General features: G+C 50.7%; 8 protein-coding genes and 1 pseudogene. 6 read left to right on the plus strand and 3 right to left on the minus strand.

Going from position 1 to position 15,497, the window contains the following annotated elements; genetic code table 11:
• Positions 1-196: 196 nt before the first annotated feature.
• Positions 197-4,288 carry a CHAT domain-containing protein gene (locus H6F72_RS16465; protein WP_190437745.1) on the minus strand — a complete coding sequence of 1,364 codons (4,092 nt, stop codon included), beginning with the start codon at positions 4,286-4,288 and terminating at the stop codon, positions 197-199.
• A gap of 640 nt (positions 4,289-4,928) precedes the next feature.
• Here H6F72_RS16465 and H6F72_RS16470 point away from each other — a divergent pair.
• The 3 genes from H6F72_RS16470 to H6F72_RS16480 all read left to right on the plus strand — a co-directional run bounded on the left by H6F72_RS16470 (position 4,929) and on the right by H6F72_RS16480 (position 9,533).
• On the plus strand, positions 4,929-7,604 hold the full coding sequence (locus H6F72_RS16470) for an EAL domain-containing protein (RefSeq protein WP_190437747.1): 2,676 nt from the start codon (positions 4,929-4,931) through the stop codon (positions 7,602-7,604).
• Positions 7,605-8,011: 407 nt separating this feature from the next.
• Complete coding sequence (locus H6F72_RS16475) at positions 8,012-9,241, plus strand: hypothetical protein (RefSeq protein ID WP_190437750.1); 1,230 nt, start codon at positions 8,012-8,014, stop codon at positions 9,239-9,241.
• 148 nt (positions 9,242-9,389) lie between these two features.
• On the plus strand, positions 9,390-9,533 hold the full coding sequence (locus tag H6F72_RS16480; RefSeq protein ID WP_190437752.1) for a hypothetical protein: 144 nt from the start codon (positions 9,390-9,392) through the stop codon (positions 9,531-9,533).
• Positions 9,534-9,682: 149 nt separating this feature from the next.
• Here H6F72_RS16480 and H6F72_RS16485 read toward each other — a convergent pair whose 3' ends face one another.
• Together H6F72_RS16485 and H6F72_RS16490 are read right to left on the minus strand one after the other, a co-directional pair.
• Positions 9,683-10,903 (minus strand): HhoA/HhoB/HtrA family serine endopeptidase, encoded by a 1,221-nt coding sequence (locus H6F72_RS16485; protein WP_242016974.1) that lies wholly within the window; start codon positions 10,901-10,903, stop codon positions 9,683-9,685.
• 141 nt (positions 10,904-11,044) lie between these two features.
• The gene (locus tag H6F72_RS16490) at positions 11,045-11,656 is read right to left on the minus strand and encodes a hypothetical protein (protein ID WP_190437755.1); all 612 of its coding nucleotides are present in this window, start codon (positions 11,654-11,656) and stop codon (positions 11,045-11,047) included.
• 353 nt (positions 11,657-12,009) lie between these two features.
• Here H6F72_RS16490 and H6F72_RS16495 point away from each other — a divergent pair, with 353 nt between their 5' ends.
• The 3 genes and pseudogenes from H6F72_RS16495 to H6F72_RS30300 all read left to right on the plus strand — a co-directional run.
• Complete coding sequence (locus H6F72_RS16495; protein WP_199299125.1) at positions 12,010-13,512, plus strand: serine/threonine-protein kinase; 1,503 nt, start codon at positions 12,010-12,012, stop codon at positions 13,510-13,512.
• Positions 13,513-13,913: 401 nt separating this feature from the next.
• The gene (locus tag H6F72_RS16500; protein ID WP_190437758.1) at positions 13,914-15,278 is read left to right on the plus strand and encodes a proton extrusion protein PcxA; all 1,365 of its coding nucleotides are present in this window, start codon (positions 13,914-13,916) and stop codon (positions 15,276-15,278) included.
• A gap of 48 nt (positions 15,279-15,326) precedes the next feature.
• Positions 15,327-15,497, plus strand: a pseudogene (locus H6F72_RS30300) (IS701 family transposase); the annotation flags it as partial.

Here is a 15,497-nt window from a genome sequence, read left to right on the forward strand (position 1 = left end):
TCATAACTAACGAACAAACATCGAAACACCCACAAAAAATCTCGTTTGGAGGGGGTCTGGGGGACGCAACCGTCCCTCAGCGGGGGTCTGGGGGCAAGCGCCCCCAAGCATTTGGCTTTCGTCAAGAGACATAACTGTAGATAGATGGGGTTGTGTGGAACAGGCTTTGCCCGTCCAACACGAACGTAGTAGGTACTTACCAAGGACTCCCAATCATCGTAAAAGCTGACCAATAGTAAGGATTAGAGAGATCCTTCGTGCCCAACTCCGCCAACTCCGGCGGCAGCGTCACACTCTCACTAGCACTCTCCAACTTACCTCGGTCTACTCGAACCTGACCGCGAATCATCGCCAACTGAGCTTGACGTAACGCTTCCGTCTTAATCGGAGCAGTCTTCAGTTTTTGATAAAACTCCGTCATCAGGGCCAGCGTCCCTTCATCATCCACCGCCCACAAGCTCGCCAGCACCGATTTCACCCCTGCCTGGTACGCTACCCCCGCAAACCCTAACTCTGCTTGGCGATCGCCCAATGCCGTCCGACAAGAACTCAGTACCAACAACTGCACAGGCGGATCATTCCAACCCAGCTCAGGCAAATCAGTCAGACTTAGTTTCCGATCCCAAAGCTGAATATAAGAGTTGCTAGGGCTACCTGGCTGAAACTCCGCGTGAGTCGCCAAGTGAATAATTTCAAACGGTTGTTTCTGCCGTTGCGCCTCCAAGTTTCTCAGCGTAAACGCTTCATTTAAGAACGATTGTCCCGCCCAGCCTGCTTGAATCGCTGACAACTCCACAGGCACCGCAGGCAACGGTTTTTGGTCCTGAAACTCGGAAGCTCCCATCGCTAGCACTTCGGACTGCTTCAAGCCCTGGTAAAGCGTTTCAGTCAAGCTCAAGCTTGGCATTATGCCCAAGCTATATTGCTCCACCAAGAACTGCTGCCCGGTATGCAATGCCGCAATCGGCAGCGATCGCAGTCCCTCATCCATGATGAAGGCAATATTCTCCACTTTTCTGGCTTTCAACTCGGCCTCCAGAGGGGCAACGAGCCATTGGTAAAGTTGCTGTGCCGCTGGCAAATAATTCGTCGTATCACGGTTGGCAGGGTCCGTCAGGTCGTCGCGAAACTGCTGCGCCATCTGTAACACTTTCGCTCGCGATGCTCCCGGAATGCGCTGGCGAATTGGGTTGCCCTTGGCCGTAATCAGAATCAGTTCCAGTTGATCGTCGTCGCGCGGTTGAGGCTGACTAGGATTAGCCGCTAAGGCTTGACCTGGTAGCAGAGCGGCTGGCACGAACGTGGCATACAAGATTGCGGGTTTCACCCCGGTGGCTCGCTCAACCAAATCTAGGTGCTCGCAAATATCAGTCAAATTGTTGTTGGGACCGCGCCTAGGTTTGCTGAGATAAGTCTCAAATTCCTGGCTCACCCGCTCCTCCAAAGCGTAAATGTCCAAATCCAGCGAGTTGCAAGGTAAAGTAGCCAACTCCAAAGACAACTGTCGGGGTGGACCTTCTAGAGGGGCCGCTAGATCTGAGCGGAAAGTAGGTGGTGGCGGTGATACTGGTGGCTCTGGCTCTGGCGGTGGTAGTGGTGACACCGGCGGCTCTAGCACGGGCGGTTCTGGTACCGGTGGTGGCACTGGTGGTAGCGGTGACACCGGCGGCTCTGGTGGTGGCGGCGGTGGCGGTGGACTGCCAATGTTGATAGCGATCGCTGTAGGAGTCGAGAGCGACACAGCATCACTCGCCGCGAGGGTAAAGGCGGTGGCTAGCCCTGTGGCCCCCGCAGCAGGGGTATAAACCAATGCATCGCCGGGAGCCAGCACGGTTGTCCCAGGTATGACAGGCACTCCATTCACGGTCAAGGTTCCAGCCGGAACAGAGTTAATCACCAACGCCATATTGTCTAAGTCAACATCAGCCAAGGTAGGAGCTAAGTCGGCGTAGGTGAAGGTGATCGGCGTTTCAAACGCGGTGTTCGGCAGAGCGGGGGTAGATCCCAGAGCGGGGGGCGTATTCACCGAAGCGATGCTGATGCCATTAGGTGTGCCGCTGGCTAAACCACCCGTCGCCAAAATTGGAAAACTTCCTGTTGTTAAAGGAGCAGTCCCCGCATTGACCGTTCCTAAAAGACCATTGAGTGGAGTTCCGGCATTGACAGTGAACGGAAGATTAGCGGCACCGCCCGCCGTTTGAATCGCCACCCCAGCATTGTCAGCAGAGCCAGTGGCATCGATTGTGGCTCCATTCGGTAGTGCCACTAACCCGCTCACCGTTCCCCTAGTCGTGGCGATCGCGACATCTCCCCCGGCTCCTCCGCCTAGCCCCAGGTTGATGCCTCGGCTGTCGATGGTATCGAAACGAATGTCACTAATGGCGCTCAGGTTAACTGGTCCCCCAGTCGGTGTCGTTAAGCCACTAGCAGAGGTATTGATTGCCCCCACGCTGAGGGTGTTGGTTGCGGATAACTGAACTGCTCCCCCCGTGGTGGTGCTGCTGGTGTCAATATTGCCCAGGTTGAGATCAGTTCCAGAAATGGTCAGCGATCGCCCACCTGTCCGAATCGTGTTATTAGCTGGCATAGAGAAGGAACCTCCTCCCACGCCATCGACATCAGCAGTGAAAGTAATGGCACCCACACCGATCGCAAAGCTGAGATTTGTATCAGAGAGCGGGTTGATCAAAATATCATTGGTCGCCTGCAAAACCACATTGGTATTACCTGCCAAGCTTTCTAATGCTGCCTCCGAAATGGTGAAAGGAGCTGCGCCGCCATCTCCTGCCAATATTTGCCCATCGGCTAGTTGAGCATCATCTGGGCCACCTGCCCCCGCCACGACTGTAATGTTGATAGGGTCGAGCAGCAGGGTGCCTGTCTGGCCCTGAGGGGCACTGAGGTCTGCTTCCCCGCGAAACAGCAGAGTTTGCTTACCCGAAACCTCTGCCGATCCGCCCTGACCCGTACCTGCACCCCGCGCATTAATTTTGCCAGAGAATCCGGTCGTGCCATCTGCCCAAACTACAACCTGGCCGCCGTCCCCGTTTTGGTTGGCGTTGGCATTCAAAACCGCGTCAGAGCTGATGTCAGTGCGAGCAGCATTGGGCAGGGGGCCTTTGCCTTGGTAGTTGCCTCCCACCAAGATATTGCCGCCTTTTGTCGTACCCGATGCTTCCAGGGTTGCGCCGACGACACCGACGCGATCGCCTAACACTCTCACTGTGCCGCCTACTGCCCCAGCCGTATCCAGCTTCCCTGCGACCAATGCAGTTCCCGGAGACACATCCAGCCCAACGCCAGAACCGCTGAGCCTAACTTGACCATTGGCATTTACACCGATCTGGGTAGCATTGCTGCCGTCGCCGCCTGTGAGTAGTTCTGGCAACGTCGGAATCGGGAATGCCCAAGCGGTTGAGTTGGCGCTAGTCGGAGGCTGAACTTGTAAGCTCAGTAGGCTTCCAGATTGACTTAGTTGCACCAAACTTTGACCTGGGACAGCCGCAACGGTAATTTCACCCATTGGTGCTGTTAGGTTTCCGGTGTTAACCACGGTGCCCCCGATCAAGCTGAGCGACTGACCCGAACCAACCGTTAAATTGCCACTATTTGCGATCGCCCCTGGTTGCGACATCGTAAAGGCCAAGCTGGTGGGGTTGCCACCTAAAGCTGCATAGTTGTTGCTGCCCGCCGCGTTGAACCATTGGTCGCCAAAACCCACAGCATTCGCGCTTGTCGCCGTAAAGGCAGCAGGCAAGTTAAGACTGGCGTTGGAGCCAAAAATGATGCCAGCAGGATTGATCAGATACAAATTGGCATTGCTGCCACTGACCTGAATTAAGCCTTGAATCCAAGAAGCTTCACCTCCCACCACGCGCGCCAGAATATTCTGAACGTCAGGAGTTGCGAGAAAATTGGCAATTTGGCCTGGGCTTAACCCAAACTGACTAAAACTCTGAAAGAGATTGCTGCCATCGCCAGAACGCTGTCCCCCGGTAATGTCGTAGCGATCGCCGCTCGGTGTGACGACAGTTCCTACCCCATCTCCCGCCGGAACAATTGCCTGCGCTAGAAGTTGAGTCTCCTCAGGGCTAGCCAGGGTATTGCTGCTAGCTATAGTTTCAGGCCTAAAGGTTTCGGGAGCGCTGGGGCCAGCCAGAGCATTAGCAGGCGGGAGAGCGATCGCTGTACTTTGGGAGAGCGTTGGCGAACTGAGCGCGATCGCTTTTGCAGTTGGGGCAGCAGTAGCAGCCAGGGGTAGTTCGGGCGGCAGAATTGGGTAGAACATACTTCTCCAGTGTCTAGGACACGCCAGAACCGTTTTTCGGTCGGGATTCAGTTTACTAGATCTGGTTATTAGATCTGGATATAGATACGGAATCAACCTACCCCATCAGGACTGAATGGTTCGTGGAGTGTAGAGAATTACAGCATTCTTAGTTTAGAGGTGCTTAAAGTTAAAAGACTGATGATTTCAATCGGTTTTCGCTAGGTTAGGCAGTCTAAAGTACAAATACTCGCTATTTCACCGTGGCACTGTAATTGATTCTTTCCTTGCGATAGAACTTCCTGAATGCCGCGTTTGGCTGAGAAATAATAAGTTACTGTCTCCTACAGTTTGCACTTGCAGGATTGACCTCAGAGAGGGTTGAGTCTAAGTGCTTACAATATCTTAATCACCTACCCAGACCTGATTACCAACCGGAATTACCAACCGGAGCAGAATCATCGCTGCATCCCATTTCCGCGAAACTGTCGAGATCACGCATAGCCTAGCTGTGCCGGTTGAGTTAGATTCGAGCAGGTTGTGAGCAAAACACACAAATAGCTTTAGTCCTTGACTTAGCACCGATTCAGCCCTCATTGAAATCAGTTCCTTAATTCGCTTGAAGACCTGTGCTATGTGGAAAGCTTTTAAGCAAAGGGTGATGAGTCACTGGTGGCAACCCCGATGGTGGCAACAGGCGAACCAAGCCAGTGCGAGGGCGCGATCGCAGTTTGTTCCCGGACTGCCCACGATCGCGATCGCTAGCTTGCTAGTGACTGGAGGGCTATGGGGTATCAAGCAATTGGGTTGGTTGCAATCCCTGGAACTTGTAACGTTCGATCAAATGATTCGGCTGCAACCAGATCGTGGCGTTGATCCCCGTTTGTTGATCGTTGCGATTACCGAAGCAGATATTAGCAATCGCCGTAAGTGGCCACTTCCCGATCAGGTAATAGCGCAGGCGCTCGCTAACCTCCAGCAACACCAGCCCAGCACCATCGGGTTAGACATTTTTCGCGATATTTCTACGGCTCCGGGGCAGCAGGCTTTGGCAAAGCAGTTGCAACAATCTAATGTGTTTGCCATTACCTATCTGGGGAACAACAAAAGCGAGCGAGTATCAGCGCCGCCTCAAGTACCAGAAGAGCGCATTGGTTTTAACGATCTCCTGACCGATCCAGATGGAGTGGTGCGCCGGAGCTTGATGTTTGCGGCTGACGACAATGAGGCTGCTTTCACCTCATTCTCGCTCCAACTCGCTGTCGATTATCTCAAGCGCAGTTGTGCTCCAGCTCAAACTGCAACGAGCCAAAGCAGCCAGAATAGCCAGAACAGCCAACAACAATCTGTGGCGTCAGCTCCCAGCCCTTGCTCTAACCCACTCGAACAATTGACCAAGACAGAAGAATATCAGCTAGGTAAAGCGATTTTTCCCAAGTTGCAAGCAGATTCAGGTGGCTACCAAACGATTGATGCCCGTGGCTACCAATTCTTGCTGCGTTATCGTTCGGCTAGCCAACCCGCTCGGCAAGTCACTTTACAACAAGTGTTGCAGCAGCAGCTAGATCCCAGTTGGGTCAAAAACAAAATTGTTTTGATCGGGACGACTGCTAACAGCGTCAAAGATTTGATTTACACCCCTTATAGCAAAGTGGCGAGTGAACAGCGGCAGATGCCAGGGGTGATGGTTCACGCGCAAGCCGTCAGCCAAATTCTCGATGCTGCCAATGGCGATCGCTCACTGTTTTGGTTTTGGCCTCAGTGGGGGGAGGCGCTGTGGATTTGGGGTTGGGCGCTGACAGGAGGGCTTTTAGCGTGGCGTTTGCGGCACCCGTTAGCTTTGGGGTTGGCGAGTGCGATCGCCATTGGCAGCGGTTTTGGCGTTTGCTGTTTCATTGTGGCGCAAGTCGGTTGGGTGCCTTTTGTGCCACCTGCCTTGGCTTTAGTCATGACTGGAGGCGCGATCGTGACTTATCGGGCGCTCTACGCCAGCCGACACGATACCCTCACAGGGTTGCCCAACCGCACACTGTTTCTCAAACAGTTGCAGCGAGATTTGCAACGCAGTCAAGCCAACTCTGAACTTGGGTCTACCCCAGCAGAAGCCTGCTTAGCGGTTCTGTTTTTAGATTTGGATCGCTTCAAGGTGGTGAACGACACTATGGGACACCAGATGGGCGATCGCTTACTGGTGAATGCGACTCAACGAGTGCGAACTTGCCTGCGATCGCACGATCTATTGGCCCGCGTAGGCGGAGATGAGTTTGCCATCTTGCTCAGATCTCTGCGAGATGTGCATGAAGCGACCGCGATCGCCGAGCAGATTCAGCAGGTGATGATACCTCCTTTCCGATTGAACGGTCAGCCCGTCTTCACCAGCGTCAGCATTGGGATTGCCTTGAGCGAAGCGGAATACAACTATCAATCAGAAGACCTGCTACGGGATGCTCACACTGCTCTCTACCGAGCCAAAACTTCCGATAAAGGCGGCTACGAAGTGTTTGCCAGTGGGATGCACCTACAAGTGGTGCAACGGTTTCAGCTAGAAGCAGATTTGCGTCGTGGTTTGGAGCGGCAAGAGTTTCAGTTGCACTATCAACCGATCGTATCGCTCGCAACAGGCAGGATTGTTGGGTTTGAAGCGCTGGTTCGGTGGCGACATCCTCAGGAAGGGTTGGTGTTTCCAGCCGCGTTCATTCCCGTTGCCGAAGAAACTGGGTTAATTGTGGCCTTAGGACAGTGGATTTTGCAAGAAGCCTGCCAACAGTTACGCCACTGGCAAGATCAATTTCCCAGCGATCCTCCCTTGATGATCAGCATTAACCTCTCTGGGTGCCAGTTCGCTCAACCTGATTTAGCGGCTCGGATTGAAAAAATCTTGCATACAAATGGCTTGGATGGGCACAGCGTCAAGCTGGAGATTACCGAAACAGTAGCCATGAAGGATGTGGAATCAACCATTGGGCTACTGCTGCAACTCAGGTCGTTGAATCTACGCCTGAGCATTGACGATTTTGGTACGGGCTATTCTTCACTCAGCTATTTGCACCGATTCCCCGTGGACACCCTCAAAGTAGACCGCTCTTTTGTGAGTCGGATGAGTGATACCAGCGAAGATGCCACCATTGTTCAAACCATTACGATGCTGGGGCATACCTTGGGGATGGATGTGATTGCCGAAGGTGTGGAAACCGCTGCTCAGCGCACTAAGTTGCAAGCCTTGAACTGCGAGTATGGTCAGGGCTATTTGTTCTCCAAACCCCTAGATCCTGAAGGAGCTACCGCCCTCTTAGCCGCCCAGTTTCAACCTTGGGGCACTCGTTACCTCACTAACTAGCTGCTTTACTGGAGGGATTCTAGTTGACAGTGCGATCGCCTGCTTTCCGTTGCGTTTCATCCAGTGGCCACGATGCTTGCTAGTGCTAAGGAGGATGAAACTATTCGTTGATCAGATGCGTCTAGGGGAGAGTGCCTAAATGCGCTCAATCCTGGCTCTGAGCGATGTCAAAACGGGGCCTATCTCCGGAGGGGTTTTGAGGAAGAAATTCTATGTTTAAGCTGGTAATTACTTCCTCCTGCTGTAGACGATTGAGAAACTGTCCTGTATTAGACAATTTCTTTTAACAATTATTTTAAGATCTGCCTCATCTCGTTAGCTTGGCTGAGCTACTTCAGGAAGCATGTTTCGGCCCAGTCTCTTCTATCCTCTATCTGGACTTGGAGGTGCTAGCCAAAGTGAACCACATGATTAGCCCACAGGAGCAAAAGCTCTACAATCACTTGCTGGAATGTGCTGAAGCAGAAACGCCGCGCCAATTGATCGAGCGGTTTCGTTGCTTATTCATTTATGGCAGGGGCTATCCAGATGCAGATATGCAAAAGTTGGTGGAGCAGCTAGCAGCTTCCGAAGTAGCCGAGCAGAGTTTTCCGTTTATTCTGAATCGCTGTTGCTATATCTGCATTAACCGTTGGCAGTGGCAACCCCGGACTCAGGCTGCGATTCCAGAGTTAGTCGCTCTTTTTGATATTGTGCCCAAGCAAGTCTACTGTCGGATTGCGAAGCGACTGCAAGAGTTAGCCCAGCGCTTTGTGCAAACCGATCTCTATGCGGCTTTACAGCTTCTGGCACAAGTAATGCAGAGACCGCCAGAGCCTTGTACTTCTGTAGGCAACCAACCGCTGAAAGACCTGATTCACCGTTATCCCTATTTATATGATCACTGCTTGCTGACAACCGGAAGTGGGGGAGAGCAACAGCAAGTGATTCGGCAACTGAGAACCCAGCGGCAGCGCCAGTTTGACTTAGATTTGTCCAAGTACATCATTGGTCAAATTCGTCAGTCTCAAGGCATGGGGAAACTAAACCGCGTCGGAGATGGCCTGGGCGATCGCCTGATTGTAGTACCAGCCAAAAACCCAACTTTACTAAGTGATGTAGAGCTGGATGTGGCCTTAAAGCAGTTTGCGGGTGGTACTTATCGAAATGCAGCTCAGCAGTTTACGACTTACAGCCGTACCGCGCATTCTTATCACGAATTCAAAGATGACTTTTATGAGTATCTAACTGCCGCGATCGATCCTCGCTATGGCAAGCGCTACTTTAACGACCAGTTATATGCCCAGTTGCAAAACATCTTGCCAGACCACCATACTGAGGCGCTCAATCATTCACTGATTGTCAGCACTTGCCGTAAACTCCTCAATTTCTTGGTGGTGAATAATTCTGACCAAGTTCAGCATTTTGTTTTAGTCGACCTCATGAGCAACATGGGAGTGACCTCCACAATCGGGCTGTTGCTGAAGATTGTCTTGTTCTGCGGTGGCGCTAAATCTTATCTAGAAAAGCTATTCGCTATTTTGTTCCAGCATTACCAGAAACACACCACGGATGGAGTTGAGTGGCTGGTCAAGGCTTTGGAAAATTTAAATGTAGCTTTTAGCACTCATTTTAATGGCGCTAACTTGAGCTACTGATTCAGAGCCAGAGGCCAGGAACCAGAATAGCTCAGACTGTTTGGCTCCTTTAAACCTTGGAAAAGCTTCAACTGCTGACACGAATCATTAAAAATCCTTAACAATGGAGAAGCAAACCTTCTGGAAACCGCAGCGTTCACCCATTGTTATGGCTACTAGTTCAAACGATCGCAAAAAACGGATTATGGAGCATCTAGCTCGCAGTACTGGAAAATTTACCCAGCCTAGTTCGCAAAACTCGGACCAACGCAAGCAACAAATTCTCGACCACGTTCGCAGAACCAAAGGCTAATTTCTAGGCTCAACCGAGTTATTTGCTAGTCATTTACTAGTTGTTGACTGTCATTTATGTTTGCGATCGCTGTTTCTTGGTGGAGAGCCAGGAAGGAGCGATCGCAAAGTTTTAAGGAGAGATCGCGTTGTAGCAACTGAGCGCCGAACTTACTCGGTCGGGGCAGGTAAAGGTTCGGGCACGACGGAGACTTGTAAGGAGCGATCGCCTCGTTGAAGTTGAATCGGTAATGGACGCCCCACGCCACTCTGCTCAACTAAGCGCTGGACTTCATCGGGTGAGCTGACAGGCTGGTTGTTAATTTGCTGGAGCACGTCTCCTGGCTGAATCCCCACTTTGTCGGCGGGCGAATTGGGGCCTACTTGCAGAATTAGAATCCCTTCCTGCGCTGGAATCTCAATGTTGCGACTCTCTAGTTTCTCTCGCACTTCTGGGGTCAGGGCTACCAGTTGCACACCCAGGTAAGGATGTAGAACTTTTCCTTGAGTGATCAGGGTTTGGGCGATTTGTTGCGCTGTATCAATCGGAATGGCAAAGCCAATGCCTTGAGCGCCGCCAATGATGGCCGTGTTGATACCAATTACTTGACCGCGAGCATTCAGCAACGGCCCGCCGGAATTGCCTGGATTAATTGCCGCATCGGTTTGGATAAAGCCAATGCGTTTGTCTGAAACTCCAATATCACTGCCAGAGCGATCGGTGGCGCTGACGACTCCTAAGGTTACGGTTTCCTGCAAGCCTAAGGGGTTGCCGATCGCGATCGCCCACTGCCCTGGTCGGACATTTTTAGAACTCCCCATTTCCACCGTGGGCAGATTGGTGGCTGGAATCTTGACGACAGCAATGTCTGTCACTGGGTCCGCTCCTAACACCTTGCCCTCATAGCTCTGCCCGCCTGGGAAAGAGACCGTCACGACATCCGCTTGGTTAACCACATGAGCATTGGTCAGAATCTGGCCGTCAGCACTCATGACAAAACCAGAACCTGACCCGCGAATCACTCGTTCTCTCGGTGCTTCTGGCCGCCCACCAAAAAACTCTCGCAGAAAAGGGTCATTCAAGCCACTTGGGGCTCGGTTTCTTACCCTTTGCGCTGTGTCGATCTGCACGACCGCAGGTTCTACCCGCTCCACAACTTCTACAACAAAGTTGGTGTCTTCAGCGGTGGGAGTCAGCGGACGGTCAGGAGTTTCATTCTTGACGCTGCCTACTCCTTGCTCTGTGCGCGGCTGTGAGGGTAAAAGCCTACTTGCTGGTGTGCAACTGCCCAGTAGTAGCATGCTCATCCCCACCAGCGGTAGGAAACGGGAAAGCATACTTTTGGAGACTGGGTTGGAGTCGAGCAAAACTTTCAGCAACGCAGGTTTCATCTTCATCAAAATTTGGCTGGCGATCGCGACAATGATGCTTTGTGAGCATCAACTAAAACTTAGCCTTTTTGTAGCAGTCGTGACTAAACTTCTTGCCTGAAAGGGAATTGCTCCCCTCCTAGTGCAAAAAATGGCCCTGGTTCAAAAAATTGGATTTTGACCTGGATTGACGGCACAGATAAAGTCGCTGCCTAGTTCTAGCCATCCTTGCGGATAAGAAGTTGCTGGCCGTTGATTGGCTCCAAGCTGCAAAATGACTTGCAGGAAGTCTACGCGCTCGTGTTTGCTGAGGCCCACCCAATCCGCTCGCTGGGCAATCGGCAGAACCTCGCTAGCAGTAATGCGATCGCTCTCTTTGCCGTGATTAGTCACTAAATAAAAATCCATCCCAACTGTGACTTGAGACCAAAAATCTAAAATTTTGGGCTTGGCTTGCTTGAGTACTGCCACATCACTAGGGAGCGCGACAAGCTGCTCTGCCACTTCCGGAAACTCCAAGGTTTGGTCTTGCACGCTTAATTGTCGCCAGACAATTCCAGAGACTTGATGCTCAATTTGGTAGCGATGCACCGCAGCCCGGAAGTCTCGGTAGGCACTAAATTTTTGAATCGCTTCTGTATTGAGGAATGGAGCTACAACTGGATTCGCTTCCGCACCAGTGGCAGCCAAGTTGAGCCGCTGACCATTGAGACAAGCGCGGTACTCCTCTGCCAAAATCCTGAGCAAATCTTCTGTGGTATAAACCGTTGACATCAACCTAATTTGTCTTCTAAAAAGCAAATCGTTGAATTGGAAGCAGTCACAAGCCCTACAGCACTACATTAGTGCGAGCTACAAGCTGTTGTACAGCATTTGCTCCATCACATAGCCTGATCCAATGATCGCAAAATTTCTTGGGGATCTCAATGGACACCAAGCGTCGGGGCCAGGACTGAGTTTTGTTCTAGCTTTTTTGGGTAAGCCAAACTTTAACCAGCTCATCAAGGCACGATTCCAGCGATTAGCCCCCCCTGTAAGGGCGCAACGTTTAGAATAAAGCTGCCATGCACTAATATCAGCGGCACTGGCAAAGCAAATTAGTGGCTTTATACAGGCACGACGCAATCATGCAGGCTGGACAAATTCTCCAGGGGCGCTATCAACTCCAACAACCGCTGGGGCAACCATTAGGGCAGACCAGCCAGCAAAATGCCGCCCGCCAAACGTGGCTAGCGATCGATTTGGCATCTAACCAAGCCACAGAAACCCCAAAATCAGTAGTGATCAAGCTCCTAGGCTTCAACCCGCAACTGCAATGGGACAACTGGAAGCTATTTGAGCGCGAAGCCCAGATATTGCAACAACTTGATCATCCACGAGTGCCTCGGTGCCATACCCAGTTTTCGCTGGAACCAGTAGCAGGTGTGGCTTGGTTTGGTTTCGTCCAAGACTATATCCCTGGCACTTCTTTGCAACAGTTGCTAGATCAGGGGTATCGCTTTACGGCAACGGAAGTCCACCGATTTGCCAGCCAAGTTCTCGAAATCTTGGCAGATTTGCACAGTCTGTGCCCACCTTTATTACACCGGGATCTCAAGCCCAGCAATCTGATCCTGACGCCAGAACAGCAAATTTATCTGGTGGACTTTGGTTCTGGACAAAACCAAGCGATCGCCCCAGGCAGTAGCTTCACGGTCGTAGGCACTTATGGCTACACCCCGATGGAGCAGTTTGGCGGTCGCGCTGTCCCTGCTTCCGATTCATACGCATTGGGTGCAACTTTAGTGCATTTGCTCACAGGCGTTGACCCGGCTGATTTACCTCAGCAAAATTTGCGGCTGCAATGGCAGGCCCAGGCTCCTAGTGATCTCAGTCCTGCCTGGACTCAGTGGATTGATACCCTAATCGCTCCTGCCGTAGAGCAACGTTTTTCAACAGCTCAACAAGCTCTAGCGGCCCAACCCCGTGTAGAGGCGATCGCTGATCCGGTAGGCTTGGTAGCTCCTACTGTTACAGATCAGAGGGCGATCGTGGCTCCACCCACTACCAGTCAGATTCGCATCCATCAGTCTTCTACCACCTTTCAAGTTGAAATCGCTCCTACAGCAGCTTGGTCTGCCCCAGCGCGATTCAGTGGCAGGCTATTACTAACGATGGGGATGCTGTCTTTACCGCTCTGGCTAGCGGTGCTGGCTATTGTGCCCCTGGCTCCTCTGGCCGTCTTTCCAGAAACAATGCTGCCGTTGGTCGTTAGCACACCATTTCTCCTGTTCTTACACGCATTTTTCCTGGCTGGGTTGGGGGTCTTTAGTTCCTTGGGGCAGGAGGCGATGCAGCTAGGGCAACTCATCCAAGGTCAGCAGTCGCTATCTTTAACTCAGCATTGCTTAGCGATTGAGTCTCGTTTGTGGGGGATGAGCTATCGCTGGCAGCATGAACCCACCCGAAATATTCAGCAGGTCAGAAAAGCGGCTCTAGGTAGCATTGCTTTACAAGCCCTTGGTAAAACCCATCTCTTTGGCCTCGGTTTAGCAGCTGCAGAACAAGAGTGGCTGGTTCAGGAAATGCAAGCCTGGCTCCAAACTTACGTTTCGGTGCCCAGTCAAGCAACTGAGTTAAATGAGTTGTAGGCTTATAATTCCATTTGCCAGGCTGGGGCATGAAGCTGAAGTAGTTAGGTCTCGGGAATAGACATAGACTCGTGAAGATGCTACGAATGCTAAGTTAAACGCTAAGCTCAAGACTAGAGCAATCCCAAGGGATTGTGAAAGGTGCATCCTACCAACCTGATAAATTATTTAGGACTGCTATATCAGCTTAAAAAGTGACGATCGCTGCTTTAAAGTGTTAGTAGATAGTGTAGATTCTTACAGCCTATAGAGTTAAAATAGCGAATCTAGATACCGCTTCATTGTCCGTACTACTGGCTTGATTGATTGCAGCAACTTGACATGAATTTAGGAATAAGTTTTTGCCAAAAAACTGCATTGAATGATTCAAAAGCATAGGAGATTGTGAAAAACTTTTCACTATGAAAACGTCTACGTTGGCAAAACTGAGAAACTATGTACTTACTGCCAGCAGTTGGCTGTTCAATACACCTGAAAGATCCCTAGATCAAGCCTACGATGCTGCTCTCATGATCAAAGCCATTGAAGATGAGCACTTTCAGGGAAACAGAATCTCTGTCCGCTCAGATGGTTTTAGCAGTAATGTTTCCTCCTACTTTCAAGCCGAGCTGAGAAAATACCTCAATATTGCTAGATTTAGGCTGACCGAATTTAAAGCAAGTCGCCTATTTGTTGATCTCTCCAATCAAACGACCAACGGTTTTAAATCTACTAATAACTCTCCTGAACAGTTAGCGTATGAAGCGAGAGATAAGGCAGCTATTATCCTCGAAAAGCTAAGGTTTATTGATGAAGTTTTAGCTCGCTACAGCCCACAACGTCCAGCTCCAATCCCTCAGGCTCCACCTACTACTTCCTTGGTGCCTGTAGCGCCAACTCTGCCAACAAGAGTGGAAAATCCAAATAATACAAATGAGTGGGTTCGTTCATCTACGGTGCCTGCACCCGCTACTAAAGTTGATAAAGCCTCGGAAGGACCCAATATCGTTCCTCGATCAATTCTGAGAACTTTTATCCGCTTGAGGCGAGATTTAGACCCTAAATCAGAAGCAGAAGTAGTAGAGAATTTTCGCAATACTAAAGCGAGAACTATCATCTCGATTCGGTTTATTTTATTAGTTATTCTGATTCCTCTACTCACCCAGCAGGTTACTAAAAACTTCTTCATTGGGCCAGTCGTCGATCGCTTTAGAGATCATAAATCTGCTGAAATCTTCTTGAATCCAGATATGGAAGAAGAGGCTTTTATTGATCTGCAAAAATTTGAGGAAAGGCTGAAATTCAAGAGTTTAATTGGTACTGCTCCCAGACTGACTGGGGAAGACATTGAAACCCAAGTTAAAGAGAGAGCGGTAGAACTGGCAAGAGAATATAGCGATCGCAGTGCCAATGCGATTAAGAATGTCTTTGCTGATCTTTTATCCTTGATTGCTTTTGCTTGTGTGATCACCGCCAGTAAGCGAGAAATTGCAGTCGTCAAAGCCTTTATGGACGAAGTGGTTTATGGCCTGAGTGACAGCGCTAAAGCTTTTATCATTATCTTGTTTACAGATATCTTCGTCGGGTTTCACTCTCCCCACGGTTGGGAGGTAATTTTAGGGGGAGTTTCCAGGCATTTAGGATTACCAGAAAACCACGATTTTATCTTCCTATTTATTGCCACTTTCCCAGTAATTTTGGATACGGTATTTAAGTACTGGATCTTTCGTTACCTCAACCGAATTTCTCCCTCAGCAGTTGCGACTTACCGCAACATGAATGAATAGTTTCTATAGCTGTCAGGACTTACGCAGGAGCAATATTAGACTGGAGCAATGAGCTTCACTAAACTCGACTACTGCCAATACCTGATCAGTAGCCCGATCAACTACCCAGTGACAAACTTGGCTGACCATCTTGATGGCATTAGTCATGACCGCATCAACCGTTATTTGCGTGGTGAGAAGTTGACCCCTCGTCTGTTGTGGGACAACGTTCAACCACTA

Origin of the sequence: Trichocoleus sp. FACHB-46, from assembly GCF_014695385.1 — a bacterium.
GTDB lineage: Bacteria > Cyanobacteriota > Cyanobacteriia > FACHB-46 > FACHB-46 > Trichocoleus.

Bases quoted from the DNA above. Each gene is read 5' to 3' on its own strand.
- H6F72_RS16465 (WP_190437745.1), bottom strand. From the start codon at position 4,288: ATGTTCTACCCAATTCTGCCGCCCGAACTACCCCTGGCTGCTACTGCT.
- H6F72_RS16470 (WP_190437747.1), top strand. From the start codon at position 4,929: ATGAGTCACTGGTGGCAACCCCGATGGTGGCAACAGGCGAACCAAGCC.
- H6F72_RS16475 (WP_190437750.1), top strand. From the start codon at position 8,012: ATGATTAGCCCACAGGAGCAAAAGCTCTACAATCACTTGCTGGAATGT.
- H6F72_RS16480 (WP_190437752.1), top strand. From the start codon at position 9,390: ATGGCTACTAGTTCAAACGATCGCAAAAAACGGATTATGGAGCATCTA.
- H6F72_RS16485 (WP_242016974.1), bottom strand. From the start codon at position 10,903: ATGAAACCTGCGTTGCTGAAAGTTTTGCTCGACTCCAACCCAGTCTCC.
- H6F72_RS16490 (WP_190437755.1), bottom strand. From the start codon at position 11,656: ATGTCAACGGTTTATACCACAGAAGATTTGCTCAGGATTTTGGCAGAG.
- H6F72_RS16495 (WP_199299125.1), top strand. From the start codon at position 12,010: ATGCAGGCTGGACAAATTCTCCAGGGGCGCTATCAACTCCAACAACCG.
- H6F72_RS16500 (WP_190437758.1), top strand. From the start codon at position 13,914: ATGAAAACGTCTACGTTGGCAAAACTGAGAAACTATGTACTTACTGCC.